Source organism: Micromonospora sp. CA-240977, from assembly GCF_050942285.1.
Classification (GTDB): domain Bacteria; phylum Actinomycetota; class Actinomycetes; order Mycobacteriales; family Micromonosporaceae; genus Micromonospora.
Map to the genome: position 1 here is coordinate 4,166,560 of NZ_CP192055.1, position 15,449 is coordinate 4,182,008.

At 72.0% G+C, this 15,449-nt stretch carries 17 protein-coding genes; 8 read left to right on the plus strand and 9 right to left on the minus strand.

Features of this window, described 5'->3' with window-relative positions:
• The first annotated feature begins 47 nt into the window (after window positions 1–47).
• Window positions 48–1,652 (plus strand): DivIVA domain-containing protein, encoded by a 1,605-nt coding sequence (locus ACQPWW_RS19300; protein ID WP_433124417.1) that lies wholly within the window; start codon window positions 48–50, stop codon window positions 1,650–1,652.
• A gap of 160 nt (window positions 1,653–1,812) precedes the next feature.
• The gene (locus tag ACQPWW_RS19305; protein WP_433124419.1) at window positions 1,813–3,207 is read left to right on the plus strand and encodes a dihydrolipoyl dehydrogenase family protein; all 1,395 of its coding nucleotides are present in this window, start codon (window positions 1,813–1,815) and stop codon (window positions 3,205–3,207) included.
• A gap of 46 nt (window positions 3,208–3,253) precedes the next feature.
• Here the strand turns inward: ACQPWW_RS19305 and ACQPWW_RS19310 are convergent, their stop codons facing one another.
• Genes ACQPWW_RS19310 through ACQPWW_RS19320 form a run of 3 tightly spaced genes read right to left on the minus strand, consistent with a single transcriptional unit; the run spans window position 3,254 to window position 5,859 of the window.
• Entirely contained in the window at window positions 3,254–4,021 is a 768-nt protein-coding gene (locus ACQPWW_RS19310) for a nucleotidyltransferase domain-containing protein (protein ID WP_433124421.1), read from the minus strand.
• 36 nt (window positions 4,022–4,057) lie between these two features.
• Complete coding sequence (locus tag ACQPWW_RS19315; RefSeq protein WP_433124423.1) at window positions 4,058–5,398, minus strand: hypothetical protein; 1,341 nt, start codon at window positions 5,396–5,398, stop codon at window positions 4,058–4,060.
• 5 nt (window positions 5,399–5,403) lie between these two features.
• Complete coding sequence (locus tag ACQPWW_RS19320) at window positions 5,404–5,859, minus strand: hypothetical protein (RefSeq protein WP_433124425.1); 456 nt, start codon at window positions 5,857–5,859, stop codon at window positions 5,404–5,406.
• Between the two features lie 103 nt (window positions 5,860–5,962).
• On the opposite strand from ACQPWW_RS19320, the gene ACQPWW_RS19325 reads away from it, so the two are divergent.
• Window positions 5,963–6,808 carry a copper resistance protein CopC gene (locus ACQPWW_RS19325; protein ID WP_433124426.1) on the plus strand — a complete coding sequence of 282 codons (846 nt, stop codon included), beginning with the start codon at window positions 5,963–5,965 and terminating at the stop codon, window positions 6,806–6,808.
• Between the two features lie 44 nt (window positions 6,809–6,852).
• Here the strand turns inward: ACQPWW_RS19325 and ACQPWW_RS19330 are convergent, their stop codons facing one another.
• Both ACQPWW_RS19330 and ACQPWW_RS19335 read right to left on the minus strand, forming a co-directional pair.
• Window positions 6,853–7,362, minus strand: a complete 510-nt coding sequence (locus ACQPWW_RS19330; RefSeq protein WP_433124428.1) for a DUF523 domain-containing protein — start codon at window positions 7,360–7,362, stop codon at window positions 6,853–6,855.
• A complete protein-coding gene (locus tag ACQPWW_RS19335; RefSeq protein WP_433124429.1) occupies window positions 7,356–8,027 on the minus strand; it encodes an HAD family hydrolase in 672 nt (223 codons plus the stop codon). The genes ACQPWW_RS19330 and ACQPWW_RS19335 overlap by 7 nt, the downstream gene beginning before the upstream one ends.
• 632 nt (window positions 8,028–8,659) lie before the next feature.
• Between ACQPWW_RS19335 and ACQPWW_RS19340 the strand changes: the two genes are divergently transcribed.
• Entirely contained in the window at window positions 8,660–11,065 is a 2,406-nt protein-coding gene (locus ACQPWW_RS19340) for a ricin-type beta-trefoil lectin domain protein (RefSeq protein WP_433124431.1), read from the plus strand.
• Between the two features lie 45 nt (window positions 11,066–11,110).
• On the opposite strand, the gene ACQPWW_RS19345 is transcribed toward ACQPWW_RS19340, so the two are convergent.
• Entirely contained in the window at window positions 11,111–11,497 is a 387-nt protein-coding gene (locus ACQPWW_RS19345; protein WP_433124432.1) for a DUF2267 domain-containing protein, read from the minus strand.
• Between the two features lie 222 nt (window positions 11,498–11,719).
• Between ACQPWW_RS19345 and ACQPWW_RS19350 the strand changes: the two genes are divergently transcribed.
• The 4 genes from ACQPWW_RS19350 to ACQPWW_RS19365 all read left to right on the plus strand — a co-directional run bounded on the left by ACQPWW_RS19350 (window position 11,720) and on the right by ACQPWW_RS19365 (window position 14,058).
• Window positions 11,720–12,052 (plus strand): nuclear transport factor 2 family protein, encoded by a 333-nt coding sequence (locus ACQPWW_RS19350; RefSeq protein WP_433124433.1) that lies wholly within the window; start codon window positions 11,720–11,722, stop codon window positions 12,050–12,052.
• Window positions 12,053–12,085: 33 nt separating this feature from the next.
• Window positions 12,086–12,922 carry an oxidoreductase gene (locus tag ACQPWW_RS19355; protein ID WP_433124434.1) on the plus strand — a complete coding sequence of 279 codons (837 nt, stop codon included), beginning with the start codon at window positions 12,086–12,088 and terminating at the stop codon, window positions 12,920–12,922.
• A gap of 234 nt (window positions 12,923–13,156) precedes the next feature.
• Complete coding sequence (locus ACQPWW_RS19360) at window positions 13,157–13,576, plus strand: ATP-binding protein (protein ID WP_433124435.1); 420 nt, start codon at window positions 13,157–13,159, stop codon at window positions 13,574–13,576.
• A gap of 104 nt (window positions 13,577–13,680) precedes the next feature.
• Complete coding sequence (locus ACQPWW_RS19365; protein WP_433124437.1) at window positions 13,681–14,058, plus strand: nuclear transport factor 2 family protein; 378 nt, start codon at window positions 13,681–13,683, stop codon at window positions 14,056–14,058.
• 6 nt (window positions 14,059–14,064) lie between these two features.
• On the opposite strand, the gene ACQPWW_RS19370 is transcribed toward ACQPWW_RS19365, so the two are convergent.
• The 3 genes from ACQPWW_RS19370 to ACQPWW_RS19380 form a co-directional block, all read right to left on the minus strand.
• On the minus strand, window positions 14,065–14,598 hold the full coding sequence (locus tag ACQPWW_RS19370) for an SUKH-4 family immunity protein (RefSeq protein WP_433124439.1): 534 nt from the start codon (window positions 14,596–14,598) through the stop codon (window positions 14,065–14,067).
• Between the two features lie 80 nt (window positions 14,599–14,678).
• Window positions 14,679–14,819, minus strand: a complete 141-nt coding sequence (locus tag ACQPWW_RS19375) for a hypothetical protein (RefSeq protein WP_433124441.1) — start codon at window positions 14,817–14,819, stop codon at window positions 14,679–14,681.
• 94 nt (window positions 14,820–14,913) lie between these two features.
• A complete protein-coding gene (locus tag ACQPWW_RS19380; protein ID WP_433124442.1) occupies window positions 14,914–15,384 on the minus strand; it encodes a molybdenum cofactor biosysynthesis protein in 471 nt (156 codons plus the stop codon).
• Window positions 15,385–15,449 lie beyond the last annotated feature (65 nt).

Below are 15,449 nucleotides of genomic sequence, written 5' to 3' on the forward strand. Positions count from 1 at the left end.
CAGGCGACCGCCGACCCTCACGCCCCCGATCGTACGGAGGATGGTGCATGTCCATCGGCGCTGAGCCGCACGCAGTACGCGACGATGCGGCCTCGCGGCCGAGCTTCGAGCTCGCCCTGCGCGGCTATGACAAACGCCAGGTGGACCGGCACCTGGAGCAGCTCGACGGCCAGATCGCGATGCTGAGCGGCGAGCACGGCCGCTCCGCGGTCCGGGTCCGGGAGCTGACCGCCGAGGTGCAGCGGTTGCGCACCGAACTGGCCGAGATGCGGGAGCAACCAGTGCAGGTGGATCGCGCCTCCATCCACGATCTGGGTCCGATGGTCGCCGAGATCATGACGCTCGCCGACAAGCAGGCCGCGATGATCATCGAGTCGGCCACCGACCGGGCGAACGAGCTGCGCAGCGAGTCGGAGCGGATCCTCGCCGACACCCGGGAGCGGGCCGCGCAGGCACGGCAGGACCTGTCCGAGGAGTTGTCGACCCGACGGTCCGAACAGGAGCAGGCGCACGAGGAGCGGCGCACCCTGGCCGAGGCCGAGTTGACAGCGATCCGCGAGCACGCCGAACAGTTGCGCGCCGACGGTGAGGCCGCCCACGAGCGCGCCCAGCACGAGGCGAAACGGATCACCGAGCAGAGCGCCCAGCAGCTCAACCAGACCCGGGTCGCCGCCGACGCGCTGATGAAGTCGGCCCGCACCCAGATCCAGCAGGAACTCCAGTCCGCCCGCGCCAAGAACCAGCAGGAGATGGCCCAGTGGCAGGCCAACGTGGAGCGGGAGGTCAACGAGCGGCGGACCGCCGCCGAGCAGGACCTCGCCGAGCAGCAGGCCGCCGCCGAGCAGGAGCTTGCCGAGCAGCGCAGCGCGACCGAGCAGCAGATCGCCGCGCTGCTGGCCGAGGCGCAGCAGCACGTGACCGAGCTGCGTAACCGGGCCGACGAGCAGGCTGCCAGCCACCAGGAGCAACTCACCGCCCTCCAGCAGGAGATCGGGGAGCGCCGGCAGGAGGCCGAGGAGCTGCACGCCGAGCTGGACACCGCCCGCCAGCAACTCGCCGAGATCCAGCAGGAGGGCGAGACGCTGGAGAACGAGCTGTCGCGCATGCAGCAGCGGCTCAGCGAGGTCCGCCGGGACCTGACCGCCGAGAGCGCCCGGCTGGAGGAGGCCCGTCGGGCCGGAGACTCCGCCGAGCGGCACGCCAAGGAGGTACGCGCCCGGGTGCAGCGCGAGGCGAAGCGGGTGGCCGACCTCGCCGCCGCCGCGGTCATGGCGGCGGCGGCCGGTGGTCCGGAGACCGCCGAGTACCCGATGGTGGGTGCCCGGTCGCACCTCGACCGGTCGAGCGCCGACCGGCCCTTCGTCGAGCGCGCCGCTGGTGGGCGGGCCGAGGGCGACCAACCCGGCGACGACCAGTCCGCCACCGATCAGTCGAGGGCCGACCAGTCCGCCGCCGACCGGTCCGACGGTGAGCGCGCCGACGGACCGACCACTGCGGACGAGCCGGTGCCCGCGTCCGCCGACCGACCGGCCGTCCCCGACGGGCACATCCAGGAGCCCGAGCGGATCTTCACCCGGCCGGACGCCCCGACGCCCGTGCCGTTCCTCGCCTTCGGGCAGCCGGTCAGCGAGAACGGCGCAGCCCGGCACTGACCTCGACCACTGTCGTCCCGGGCCCGCGGCGAACTCGCACGGGTCCGGGACGATTCTGCGCCGAACCGGGCCGCCGGTCTCCTCGGAACTGGCAGGCTGGGCTGGCCGCCGCGCACCAGCGGTTGCCGCCGGCCCGCCCGGTGACCGAGAGGAGCGCCCGGTGACCGACCAACCGGAGGAGTTCGACCTGCTCGTCGTGGGCGGCGGCAAGGCCGGGAAGACGTTGAGCATGGACGTCGCCCGGTCCGGGCAACGGGTCGCCATGGTCGAACGCGGCATGATCGGCGGCAGCTGCATCAACGTCGCGTGCATCCCGACGAAGGCCCTTGTGACAAGCGCACGGGCGGCACGTCACCTGCGCGACGCGTCCGCGCTCGGCCTGACGGTCGAGGGCGGCCGGGTCGACGTGGACCTGTTGCGCGCGCACAAGCAGGACGTCGTCGAGGGGATGGTGGCCGCCAACCGGCAGCAGTTCCTCGACTCCGGCCTGCACCTGGTGATCGGCGAGGCGCGGTTCGTCGGCCCCCGGACCGTACGGGTGTCCCTCGCCGACGGCGGTGAGCGACTGTTACGCGGCGACGACGTGGTCATCAACACGGGTACGCGTCCGCATCTGCCATCGGTGCCCGGCATGGCCGAGGCCGGGGTGCTGACCAGCGACGAGCTGCTACGCCTGGATCAGCTGCCGGCCCGGCTGGTGGTGCTCGGCGGCGGCACCGTCGGGGTGGAGTTCGCGCAGATGTTCGCGTCGTTCGGCAGCGCGGTGACCCTCGTCGAGGGCGGCCCGCGGCTGCTCACCCGGGAGGATCCCGACGTGAGCGACGCGGTGCTCCGCGTCTTCCTCGACGACGGCATCGACGTGCGCCTCGGCGTCGCGGTCGCCCGTGTCGACCGGGACGTCACCGGCACGCTCCGGGTGACGCTTGACGACGGCAGCCTGGTCACCGGGGATGACGTGCTGGTGGCCGCCGGCCGGGAACCGGTCACCGACGGGCTCGACCTGGACGCGGCCGGCGTACGCCGGACCGAACGGGGCTTCGTGCTTGTCGACGAGCACCTACGCACCAGCGCCGAGCGGACCTGGGCTGCCGGTGACGTCGCCGGCAGCCCGCAGTTCACCCACGTCTCGCTGGACGACTACCGGATCATCCGGGCCAACCTCGCTGGTGGCCAGCGCAGCACCGCCGACCGGCTGATCCCGTACACCGTCTTCACCACCCCGGAGCTGGCCCGGGTCGGGCTCACCGAGACCGAGGCGCGCCGCGCCGGGTACGACATCCAGGTCGCCCACCTGCCGGTCGCCGCGATCCCCCGGGCGCGCACCCTGCGCCAGACCGAGGGCATGTGGAAGGCGGTCATCGACACGAGCACCGACCGGATCCTCGGCGCGGCGCTGCTCGGCGCCGAGGCCGGCGAGGTGATCACCTCCGTGCAGCTGGCCATGCTCGCCGGGATGCCGTGGACCGCCCTGCGCGACGCGATCATCACCCACCCGACCATGACCGAAGGGCTCAACCTGCTCTTCGCCTCGCTCACGTCCCGCCCGGTCCGCTGACCTCCGCACGGCGGCGGCCGCACGACTACCGGGCTGCCGGGCCCTGCTACGCGGCGATCTCGTCGCGTACCCGTTGCTGGAAGGCGCGGGCCTGCGCCCCGGTGGGCGGCGGCCCGCCGTGCCGCGCGGTGATCGCCTGGCGGATCACCTCGGCCGGGTCGTCGGTGTCGATCAGCCGCTGACCGGCGGCGACCTTGGCGAGCCAGACGCCGTCGCGGTGGCGCACCAGCGATCGGCAGGCGCCGAGCACGGCGTCCTCAGTGCCGGGCGCGGGCTGGTCGTCCGGCGGTGTCGGCAGGGCCAGCCACCAGGACAGCGCGTCGACGAGCAGGCGGCGCAGGTCGGCGGGGGCGAGGTCGGCGAAGACCTCCCCCGCCGGGGGGCCGAGCAGCGGCAGTCCACTCTGGTGCAGGATGCTGCGGTCCAGGCCGTACCAGAAGCGGCCGTCGGCGGCCGGCCGGTCGGCGGGGTCGAGGGTGCACCGGAACGGCATGCCGGAGCCGGTGTTCAGTTCGACCTCGAAGCCCGGCTCGGGGGTCCCGGAGGCGGCCACCGCACGCTGGTAGGTGACAAGCTCCAGGCCGCGTGCCGGGCAGGGCAGGGCCTCGTGCCGCAGCCGGGCCACAAGCGTCCGTTTGGCGGCGTCGGTGAGCGGCCCGGCGCTGACCAGCGCCACGTCCACGTCGCTGCGGCCGGCCTGGTACGCGCCGAGCCCCACCGAGCCGGCCGCGTACGCGCCGACCAGGTCGGCCCCGAGCACGTCGCGGGCGGCGGCGACCAGGTCGTCGAGGTAGTGCTGAAGGTCGGAGTCCACGGGCCATCATGACGCACGGGTCGGAGCCCGGCGGGACTACCCCGCGTACAGCAGCAGCAGTCCGGCGACGGTGTACGCGACCATCAGCGCCAGCAGCGGGAGTTGACCGGCCACCGCCCGTGCCCGGGGGAACAGGTACAGGGCGCGGTCGTGGGCGAGCAGCGTGCCGACCAGGTGTCCCAGGATGATGACGGTGATCTGGAGGGTGGCGACCCCGGAGGGCGTGACAAGCCCGGTGTGCGGCTCCCAGTCGGCGGTGCCGAGCCAGTTGGCGCCGGTGCCCCGCGGGTCGGAGAGCAGCGCGACGGTGCGTTGGCCTTCCAGGATCAGCAGCGAGTAGTAGTGCGCCACCACGTAGCCCACCGCGATCGGCACGATCGAGTGGGCGATCTCGCCCGGCACCGCTCGGGCGTCGGCCGGGTCGGCCCGGCCGATGCGGGCCGCCGCCGCGGTGGCGAGCAGGTACGCCACCGCGACGGCGGCGATGACCAGGACCAGTCCCCCACTGCCGGTGACCGCCGGGTGCAGGCCGTTCTCCTGGCTGAAGCGCAGCCAGCCCGGCGCGTTGGAGAGGCTGTCGTACATGGTCGAGCCGAGCAGCACGATCACCACGGCGACGAGCCCGGGGCGGGGCCGCAGCCCGGCGATCCCGTCGAGCGGGTTGCGCCAGACCAGCACGCCGTCCGCGGCGCGGCCGATCGGGGCGAGCTGACCGATCAGGGCGCTGTACGTCTCGAACGGGTCGGCGCTGTCGAACCAGCCGGCGCCGAACAGCACCGCCCCGACCAGCATGACCACCGTGTACGTGGTGAGCCAGGCGGTGATGACCGGCAGGGTGGCCCGATCGGGTGCGACAAGCTCCAGCCAGACGAACCCGAACAGCGTGGCGGCGGCCGGCCAGCTGCCCACACCGGGCGGCAGCTCACGAACACCACAGTCCGGGTCGCGGCGCAACGCCAGCGCGGCGAGCAGGTGCACGGTACGCAGCGGGTTGAGCGCCCGCCAGACCGGGCCGAGCAGCAGTGACAGTGGCGCGAGCCCGACCCAGAGCAGCACGTAGAGCGCGCCGGCCGTCGGGTTGTCCGCGGTGTCCGGCCCGCCCAGCAGACCCAGGCAGAACCAGGCGGCGGCGAGCAGGCCGAGCCCGCGCGACGCCCAGCGGAACGTGGGCGAGTCGAGGAGCCGGGCGACCCGTCGGGGCACCGGGTGGCCGCCGGCCGCGTCCCGGTCGAGTCGGGGTTCGCGCCAGAGCAGGCCCAGCGCGAGGAATGTGACGACGAGGGTCAGGGCGGCGGCGACGACCAGCTGCGGCAGCGTGATCGGCAGGTCCTGGCGGCCGCCGACGCCGTGCGCCAGCAGCGTTGCGGGGGTGGCCATCCCGCTCAGCGGACGACGAGTTGGAACAGCACCAGCTCGGTCTCGTGTGTCTCCACCTCGTACAGCCCGGTCTTGTCGGCGCGGAACTCCACCGAGCCGGGCGTGCCGGCCGGCAGTCGGGCGCCCAGGTCGTAGCCGTGCACGTGCAGCTCGTCCGACACGTCGGAGGTGACAGTGATGCGGACCAACTCGCCCTTACCCACGGTGATCCGACCGGTCGGTGGACTGATTCGCCGCTTCGCGATCGTCACGACGATCTCGCGGTCCGCTGCCGGTGCGCTGGGGGTGGGGCTGGCCGTCGGGCTCGGCGCGGTGGTGGCGGCGCTCGGCGGGGCGGCGGACGTGGCCGGCGCGGAGGGGGTGGCCACGGAGGGGTCGTCGTCCTGCCCACAACCGGCGACGAGCAGGGTGGCGACGAGGCTGGCGGCGAGGGCGACAGAGGCGGGGGTACGGAGGGGCACGGGCGGACTCCGAACGACGCGAGGGGGACGGGTGTCGGGGTGATCGTCGGGGAGGAGAACTCTACGTCTTGTTCGGCGGAGGGGAAATGACCATGATGAACGAATGCGATCGAGGCTGGTCACTGCGCGTAACACCCTGAGCCGTGCGATGGCGGCGGTGGCCGCGACGCTTGTGGTGTCGTTGCTGCTGCCCGCCGCTCCGGCGTCCGCGCACGGTCAGTTGGCGACCTCCACCCCGCTGACCGGCACCGTGGTGCGCGCGCCACTGGCCCAGCTGGCCCTGTACTTCACCGAGAAGCCGGCCTCCAACGCGCACTTCGCCATCAGCGGGCCCAACGGGTCGCGGGTGGACAATGGCTGGTCCTTCGGCGAGCCCAAGCGACTGGACAAACCGGTAACGGAATACTTCATGGTCAACGGTGTGTTCGAGCCCCGGCTCTACCACACCGGGTTCCCGGCCATGGTGACCGTCGCGCACTGGCCGGCGAAGGGCCGCTACACCGCCAGCTACCTCTCCGTCGCCTCCGACGGCGAGGCGGTCCGCGGCACCGTCACCTTCGACTACCAGGGGCGCACCACAGCGGCGCCGGCCGGTTGGACGCCGCCCACGGCCGGGCCGGAGCCGGCGCTGGTGGCCCTCGCCGAGGGCGAGGGTTCGGCCAGCCCCGGGGTGACCGGCAGCGCGGTGGCTCCGACCGGCGCTCCGACGGACAATCCGGCCGGTGCCGCCGAGGAGAAGTCCGGCGGCGGGTTCCCGGCCTGGCTGGTTCCGGCCCTGATCGTCGTCGTGGTCTCCGCGATCGTGCTGGTGGCGGCGCGCCGCCGACCCGCCCCGCGCGGGGCCGCCACGCCGAGCCGTCGGCCAGCCGGCTCGCCGGGCAAGGGCGGCACCCCGGCCCGCAGGCCCGGCAATCGCTCCGGTGGTCCGGCCCGACGCGGACGGCGGTAGGCAGGCGGTCCGGTCCGACGCGGGCTGGCAGTTGGCAGGTGGCCTCAGGCGTGTCCGCCATGCTGCCGTTCCTGCTCCGCCAGAGCAGCCGCTGCCCTGTCCAGGTCGTAGTGAGGAAACACAGGGATGCCCCGGCGGCGCAACGCCTCGGCCGCGACGCCACGCCCAGCGACGGTGACGCCGGTGAAGGTTCCGTCGTGAACGTAGGTGCTACCGCAGGTAGGGCTGCCCTCGACCAGGATGGCGAGCCCGACGCCAGCCTGCAGTGCCTTGTCGACCGCCCGCTGCGCCGCCGCCTGGAACAGTTCGGTGACGTCACGGCCCGATGCTTCGTGTACTTGGGCGCGGCCGTCGAGGACATCGGCCGCGCTGCCGCCGACGATCTCGGCTGGCGAACGCGGCACCGGGAATCCGACGGCCAGTTCTGGACACAGCGACACGAGGCGCCCTTCAGAAGCCCAGCGCTGCCAAATCGGAGAGGCGACCGGCACGCCGGTTTCGTTGAACCGGATCGGTGCGCCACCCAGGCAGCCGCTGACCAGGATTTTCAACATGGCAACACCTGGGGCAGCAGCGCCGTCAGCGTCGCCGCGGTGTAGGTTGCCGTGACCCCCGGCGGCAGGCCGCCTCCGGCACGGTCGAGGAATGCCGTGTCGATACCCAGAGCGGCGGCTCCGGCAACATCGGACGATACGGAGTTGCCGATGTGGATTACGTCGCCGGGGCCCAGGCCGAGGCGGGCCAGCGCGAGCTGGAACGGTTCGGGGCGGGGCTTGTATGCGCGGGCTTCTTCGCTGGTCACCGCGGCGGCGACGGCGACGCCGTGCCACCGCAGCACCGCCGTCAGGTCGTCCTGGTCGACGTCGGAGACCAGGCACACCGGCACCTTCACCGCATCGAGGAACGGCCGGCTGTCGTCGTACAACGGTGGATGACGCCAGGAGTGCAGCTGCTTCCGGCAGATCGGCTCAAGCTCCACGGAGGCCCCGAAGTTCGCCACAGCCTCGGCGAGGCTGCCGAGCGTCAGGTCTGCGAGCGTACGAAAACCGGCCCCATACGCCATCTCGGCGCTGGCCTCCAGCCGTCGGGACCACTCCGCCGCGATAGCAGACGGATCAACTGCGATCAAATCCGCTACCTGCACGCAGACGTCATTGACCGCGCTCTCATCATCGTGTACGAGCGTGCCGTACACGTCCAGCAAGATCGCCTGATACACAGTGAGACGCTACCCGAGTGGATCTGGCCCCGGTGGGTCGCCAGTCACCCCTCGTGCCGAAGCCGCCATCACAGACCGGCACAGCCGGCACCCGGTTGCGTACGCTCTTCTGCCGCTGACAACACGCGTCCAGCTTCGGGCGACTCGTCACCTTGCGTGAAGGGAAGTTCCGTTGACCGACACATCGGCACGCGACTACAGGTACACCCGGTCCGACTCCCGGAACGCGATACACCTCCACCCGTCCCACTTCGATTCGTGGATGAGGCCGGGAGCATCGGGCACCGCGTCTACCGGGGCCGCCAGCATCGGCGCGACCGGCCGGCGTAGCACCGGGTCCGCCGCCGCGCTGGCCCGGTGCCGGGCCGGACTCACCGCCCAGGCCGGCTGTGAAAACCGGACACTCTTCGCGTAGCAGCGCCAACTTTCGCACGGACATGAGTAACTTTTGGTGTATCGACGCGAAGCCATGGACAGTCCAATCGAAACACCTTAATGTCTCGACCCATCAACCCGGTGTTTCCGCAATGTCACTCGTCGGCGTCGAGGACGTTACGGATCCGGGGCCGACGGCCATCCTCACCGCAGCCTCGCACCTGCCGTCGGACACTCCACTGCCTCCTGGAGGAACGATGGGCCCACGCCTGCAACGCCGACTCCACAATCCCGTCCTGGGTGCGCTCGCACTCATCCTCACCACCGGACTCTGGGCCGCCCCCGCCACCGCCGCCCCCGCGCAGGAACCGGGCGTGACACTCCGCGTCTTCGACGTGCAGGTGCCGCTCTCCGAACTCTGCACCCTCAAGCCCGCGCAAACCCCCAACGTGGACAAACTGATGTCCACAATCAACTGGACCTCGGCGTCCGACTTCGGCTTCGAGGACAACTTCGTCTCGCAGGTGCTCGGCAACATCACCACCACCCAGGCCGGTAGCTACACGTTCCGGCTCAGCAGTGACGACGGATCCAAGCTGGCGATCGACAACACCGTCGTGATCAACCACGACGGCCTGCACGGCGCGACCCCGCCGAAGGAGGGCACCGTCACCCTCACCGCCGGCCTGCACCCGCTGCGCATCGACCACTTCGAGCGTGGCGGCGGGCAGCAGATCACCCTGGAATGGAGGACGCCCGGCTCGTCGTCCTTCGTTGTCGTACCGAACTCGGCGTTGAGCACCGACGCCGGCGTGGTCCGGGTGACCGCGCCCGGCCGCAAGGAGTGCGAGGGCATCGCCGACACCCCCGGCGACGGCCTGCCCCTGACCGGGGTGCACCCCGGCTACACGCTCACCAACCTGCGGCCCAGCGGCTTCCAGCCGAAGGTCACCGGGATGGACTGGCTCGCCGACGGGCGGCTGGTCATCTCGACCTGGGGCGGCAGCGACCAGTCCGGCACCTCCCAGGACGGTGAGGTCTGGATCCTCGGCAACACCGGTGGCGCGACCACTCCGGGCGCTGTGACCACGAAGAAGATCGCCAGCGGGCTGAAGGAGCCGCAGGGGCTCAAGGTCGTCGACGGGGTCGTGTACGTCTCGGAGAAGCAGCGGCTGACCCGGCTGGTCAACACCGGCGGCGACGAGGTGGCCGAGCGCCTGGATACCGTCGCCACCTGGCCGTACGGCGGCAACTTCCACGAGTTCGCGTTCGGGCTGCTCTATCAGGACGGGTTCTTCTACCTGAACCTGTCGGTGTCGATCAACTCCGGCGGCGCCACCACCAACCCGCAGCCCGCCGTCAACCGGGGCACCACCCTGAAGGTCAACAAGGACACCGGCGCGGTCAGCTACGTCGCTGGCGGCCTGCGCACCCCGCACGGCATCGGGTGGGGCCCGGAGGGCGGCATCTTCGTCACCGACAACCAGGGCGGCTGGCTGCCCTCGTCGAAGCTGCTGCACATCAAGCAGGGCCGGTTCTTCAACCACTACACGAACCCGGCCGGCCCGTTCGACACCGCCCAGGTCACCCAGCCGGTGCTCTGGATGCCGCAGAACGAGATCGCCAACTCCCCCAGCACGCCGCTGTACCTGACCAGCGGCCGTTACGCCGGCCAGTTCGTCATCGGCGACGTGACCTACGGCGGCCTCCAGCGGGCCAATGTGGAGAAGGTCAACGGCGAGTACCAGGGCGCTCTGTTCCGGCTCACGCAGGGCCTGGAGGCGGGCGTCTCGGAGGTCAACATCGGCCCGGACGGCGCGATCTACGTCGGCGGGCTCGGCGCGGGCGGCAACTGGGGTCAGACCGGCAAGCTGTCGTACGGCCTGCAGAAGCTCACCCCGACCAGCACCACCGCGTTCGAGATGCTCGCCATGCGGGCCACCACGACCGGCTTCGAGGTGGAGTACACCCAGCCCGTCTCGTCGGACACCGCCGCCGAACTGGCCGCACGGTACAAGGTCAAGCAGTGGCGGTACGTGGCGACGTCGAACTACGGCGGGCCGAAGATCGACGAGGAGACGCTGACCGTCACCTCGGCCACCCTCTCGTCGGACGGGAAGAAGGTAAGCCTCACGGTGCCCGGTCGCAAGGCCGGCCGGGTGGTGTACCTACGCTCGCCGCGCCCGTTCACCTCCACCAGCGGCCAGTCGTTGTGGAGCACCGAGGCGTGGTACACGCTCAACTCCATCCCGGGCAGTCCCCCGCCGCCGACCGGCGGCACCATCACCGGCGCCGGCGGCAAGTGCCTGGACGTCGACAACTCCGGCCTGGCCGACGGCACGAAGATCCAGCTCTACACCTGCAACGGCACCGCCGCGCAGTCGTGGACGCGGGTCGACGACACGTACCGGGTCCTCGGCAAGTGCCTGGACATCGACAACGGCGGCACGGCGAACGGGACGAAGGTCCAGCTCTGGACCTGCAACGGCACCGGCGCGCAGGTCTGGCAGCCGCAGTCCGACGGGTCGATCCGCAATCCGCAGTCGGGCAAGATCCTGGAGGCCGCCGGCGGCAGCACCGCCAACGGCACCCAGATCCAGCTCGGCACGTACTCGGGCGGGGCGCACCAGAAGTGGGTGATCGGTAGCGGGGTAACCGGCTGACCTCGGCGAGGGGCGTGGTCTGACCGGCGGGTCAGGCCACGCCCCTCAGGGGCCGTGCGGCAGGGGCTGTGCCAGCGCCCGCAGCTCCGACGGGAGCTGGGCCAGGGCATCCTCGAACTCCCGGTGCCCGACCACCCGGTGCATCGTCTGGAGGACGGCGCGGGCGCCCCGCTCGGCGGCGGGCCGGTCGATCCCGGCGCGGTCGGCCACCCGGCGCAGGAACTCGTCGTAGCCGAACGCTTCCGGCGGCTCCGCGGCCTTGACCAGCAGCGGGCTCAGCTCGGCGGCCAGGTGGGGGGCCAACGCGCCCGCCTCACCGCCGCTGAGGCGCTCGGTGAGGGTCCGCAGAACAGCCTCGGTCAGTGCGCGCGCCTGCTCCGGCGGGATCCCCGCCCGCGCCGCGACCTTGTCGACGAACCTCAGCTCGGCCATGCTCCCGCCCTTCGTTCCGGAAAGGCGTGCCTACCCGGACCCACCGGTAGCAAACCCCGCCCACCGGCCCGGACGGCCACCGCGCCGTGGGCGGCCCGCCCGGAACGCGCGCCCGGTCGTTCTGTTCGTTGCTCGGCGCGATGCCGTCCGCTTCTCGTACGGTGAGGTCGGACCGGGAACCCGACGGCTGCCCGACGGCGGCCCGTGCCGCAGGAGGAGCAGATGGCGGTGGACCTGCCCGACGTGATCGACAGGTACTTCCGGGCCGTCAACGACCGGGACCTGGATGCCTTCGTCGCTTGCTTCGCGGACACCGCGAGCGTCGCCGACGAGGACCGGCTCTACGACGGACGGGCCGCGATCCGCGCCTGGCGGCAGAAGACGATGGATGCCTACTCGTACACGGCCGAGCCGCTCGGTGTCACACCGCAGGCGGGCGACTCGTACCTGGTCCGCACCCGGGTGTCCGGCGACTTTCCCGGCAGCCCGATCGAACTGCGCTACCGGTTCACCCTGCGCGACGACCTGGTCGGCGCGCTGGACATCCGCTCGTAGCAGCCGCTGACCCGCCCGACAGGAGGAGACCACGTGTCGCGAGTCTGGCTCATCACCGGGTGTTCCCGGGGTCTCGGTCGGGCGCTCGCCGAGGCCGTGCTGGCCGACGGCGACCACCTGGTCGCCACCGCCCGCAACCCGGCCCAGCTCGACGCCCTGAGCGACAGGTACGGCGAGCGGCTCAGGACGGTGGCCCTCGACGTCACCGACCCGGCGGCGGCCCACACCGTCGCCCGCACCACCGTGGACACGTTCGGCAGCCTGGACATCCTCGTCAACAACGCCGGATACGCCGACGTCGCCGCGATCGAGGACATGCCGGAGGACAACTTCCGGGCCCAGATCGAGGCCAACTTCTACGGGGTGGTCAATCTCTCCCGCGCGGCCCTGCCTGCGATGCGCGCCCAGGGGCGCGGGCACATCCTCCAGATCTCCAGCGTCGGCAGCCGGGTCGCCAGCACCGGCCTGGGCGCGTACCAGGCCGCCAAGTGGGCGGTCAGCGGCTTCTCCGGCGTGCTCGCCAGGGAGGTCGAGGGGTTCGGGATCCGGATCACCAGCGTCGAGCCGGGCGCGTTGCGGACCGACTGGGCCGGCTCGTCGATGAGCATGTTGCCGATCAGCGATCCGTACCGACCGGTCATCGATCCGGCAGTGCAGCGGCTCCGCCAGGCCAGCGGCAACCAGCCGGGCGACCCGGCCCGTGCCGCCCAGGCGATCATCCGGATCACCCGGGTCGACGACCCGCCCCTGCGGCTGCTGCTCGGCGCCGATGCCGTGGCGGGCGCCTCGGCTGCCGCCGAGGCCCTGGCCGCGTCCGACGCGCGGTGGCGCGAGCTGAGCGAGTCCATCGCGTTCGACCCGGCCCCCTGACCTCCCGACGCCCCGGACCGACGCGGCCATCGGGCGGCCTGACCGGGCGTCGCCGGATCGACCGCCGAACGGGTGGGGCAGCCGGCGCGACAACAGGTGACATGATGTGCCAACAAACAGCTGTCGCTAGGAGAAGGGTTGCTGCTGCCCGATGGCGCACTTCGCGGCTCGCACGTTCCCCGCACCCGGGTCTGTCGTGGTGACGCTCGCCGCCGACCCGCGGATGGCGGGCTGATGCCGGCCGAGCGACCGGAGGCCGTGGCCGAGCAGAGCGTCCCCGCCCATCTCACGGACACCATGTCGTACCAGGTCGCGACGGACGTGCGGGCGCTCCGCGCGTTCGTCAGCGTCGGGGCGCTCGCCCGGGGCCTGCCGCCCGATCGGGTGGAGCTGCTGGTCCTGGCGGTCAGCGAGTTGGCGACCAACACGTTGCAGCACGCCACCGGCGGCGGCCGGGTCCGTCTCTGGGCCGAGGCGGGCCACCTGTTCTGCGACGTCGTCGACCGGGGGCCGACGCGGGCGTTGGGCCGGCGCATGCCGGCAGCCGACGCGATCCGGGGTCGGGGGCTGGCGATCGTGGAGCAGGTCTGCGACGAGGTCGCCGTGCTCACCAGCCCCGGCGAGACCGTCGTGCGGATCCGCCTGAGCCTGTGACCGCCGCCGGCGATCCGCCCGCTCGGGGGCCCGCCGGCTGCCACAATGCGGACAGCCCGGGCCGACGGTGACGCCGGGTCCACACCGATCGGGAGGACGCCACGATGCCGGACAGCGCACGCGAGGCAGAACTGCTCGATGCCGAGCGGACCCTGCAGGCCGCCCAGCGGGCCGGCGACGTGGCCGCCCTCGACCAACTGCTCGTCGACCAGCTGATCGCCATCGGCCCGGACGGCCGGGCGTACACCAAGCAGGATGACCTGGCCGCCTACCGGGACCGTCGCTCGGTGGTGGAGGAGTTGGTCGAGGAGGAGTTGGACCTGCTCGTCGTCGGAAAGACCGGGGTGACGTTCTTCCTGGGCCGGGTGGCCGGGGTGTACGAGGGGACGGCGTTCGCGGCGCGCCTGCGCTACACCCGGACCTGGGTCCACGACGACCCGCACGGCTGGCGGGTCCTCGCCGCGCACGTCAGCCCGGTCTGACCGAGGTCAGGTCTCGTCGTCGGCGTCGTCGTCGGCGTCGAGCAGGCCCTGCTCGTCGAGGAACGCGAACCACCTGTCGTCGCCGGGGGTCAGCTCGGCGTAACCCGGGCCGAGCAGGTAGTAGTCCACGAAGGAGCCGAGGTCGGGGGCGAGCTCCTCGAACGCGTCGGACATGAACCACTCGGTGCCGTTCGGTGGGAAGTACCAGATGGCACCCGTGCCGCGGTCCATGAAGATCGGCTCGTCGCTGCGGGTGCCGACCACCAGCCAGCCGGCCCGGTCCTCGGGGATCGACGAGAAGTCCGGCGCGTAGTCGAGGTGGTACTGGATCCCCGTGAGGGTCGACGTGGACGCCAGCTCGAGCCGACCGGCGCGCAGCCCGTCGGCGACCAGCAGCAGATCCCGCAGGTCGTCCGGCAGACCCGCCGGAACGGCATCGATGGCGGCCCCCTCGGCGAACTCGGCGAACGCCAGGCTCGCCGGCTGGTCGGCCAGATCCACCCGCAGCTCCTCGATGAGCTGCCGCAGCTCGGGGATCAATCCACCACCTCTGTTCGGATCAGGTCCCGTCCGGTCGCCCGGCTCTGCCCGCAGCTCGCGAACCGGTGCGCGTGTCGGTTCTACCACGCGTCAGCGGGCGCGGGCGTCACCTCGCCGAATCGGCCAGCCGGGCCGCCGGCCAGGCCGAACGCGCGGGACCCCACCACCACCTGCAGGATCGTCCGGTCGTCGACCTGCTGATCCGTCAGCGTCTGCTCCATTGCCGCTGCCCCCGAGCGCTGGTCGGCCGCCCCGACCGGGCGGTGTCCGGTGCACACCTTGCCTGTCGGGGGGCGTTACCGTCGAGTCGTTTCCTCAGCTGACCACGGCGTCGATGGGTCCGATGCGCAGGGTTCCGTCGGTGAGTGGCGTGCAGCGGATGCCGCCGGTGGTGCGTAACGCCTTCCAGGTCCCCGGGCCCACTGTGACGTCCATCCAGGCGCAGGGCCGGGCTGCCCGGTTGACCCGCAGGCTCACCGGGCCGTCTCCGGAATCCAGGACCAGCACCCTGCCGATCAGCTCGTCCACCGCGATCCCGCTGGTGAGGATGTTGCGCCGGACCTCGGCCAGGCCGATGCCGACCGGCAGTGACTCCTGGGCGATGACAGTGACGCTGGCGTCGCGGTGCGCCTGCTGGCCGAAGTACCTGTCGCCGACGATGCCCAGGTGCGCCCGGATCCGGACCGCGTCGACCAGCTCCCCGGGTGGGGCGGGCGCGGGGCCGTCGGCGGGCCGACCCAGGAAGCGGTGCACGGGCGAGGCCAGCAACTCGACGATCTCCGGCATGGCAGGGATTCTACGAAGCGGACCGGCTCCTGGAGGGCAGGTCGACGGATGACCCGGTGGGGACG

Excerpts from the sequence above, each read along its gene's own strand:
- ACQPWW_RS19360 (WP_433124435.1), top strand. The coding sequence starts at position 13,157 with ATGCCGGCCGAGCGACCGGAGGCCGTGGCCGAGCAGAGCGTCCCCGCC.
- ACQPWW_RS19330 (WP_433124428.1), bottom strand. The coding sequence starts at position 7,362 with ATGTTGAAAATCCTGGTCAGCGGCTGCCTGGGTGGCGCACCGATCCGG.
- ACQPWW_RS19365 (WP_433124437.1), top strand. The coding sequence starts at position 13,681 with ATGCCGGACAGCGCACGCGAGGCAGAACTGCTCGATGCCGAGCGGACC.
- ACQPWW_RS19345 (WP_433124432.1), bottom strand. The coding sequence starts at position 11,497 with ATGGCCGAGCTGAGGTTCGTCGACAAGGTCGCGGCGCGGGCGGGGATC.
- ACQPWW_RS19380 (WP_433124442.1), bottom strand. The coding sequence starts at position 15,384 with ATGCCGGAGATCGTCGAGTTGCTGGCCTCGCCCGTGCACCGCTTCCTG.
- ACQPWW_RS19325 (WP_433124426.1), top strand. The coding sequence starts at position 5,963 with ATGCGATCGAGGCTGGTCACTGCGCGTAACACCCTGAGCCGTGCGATG.
- ACQPWW_RS19350 (WP_433124433.1), top strand. The coding sequence starts at position 11,720 with ATGGCGGTGGACCTGCCCGACGTGATCGACAGGTACTTCCGGGCCGTC.
- ACQPWW_RS19340 (WP_433124431.1), top strand. The coding sequence starts at position 8,660 with ATGGGCCCACGCCTGCAACGCCGACTCCACAATCCCGTCCTGGGTGCG.
- ACQPWW_RS19300 (WP_433124417.1), top strand. The coding sequence starts at position 48 with ATGTCCATCGGCGCTGAGCCGCACGCAGTACGCGACGATGCGGCCTCG.
- ACQPWW_RS19315 (WP_433124423.1), bottom strand. The coding sequence starts at position 5,398 with ATGGCCACCCCCGCAACGCTGCTGGCGCACGGCGTCGGCGGCCGCCAG.
- ACQPWW_RS19375 (WP_433124441.1), bottom strand. The coding sequence starts at position 14,819 with ATGGAGCAGACGCTGACGGATCAGCAGGTCGACGACCGGACGATCCTG.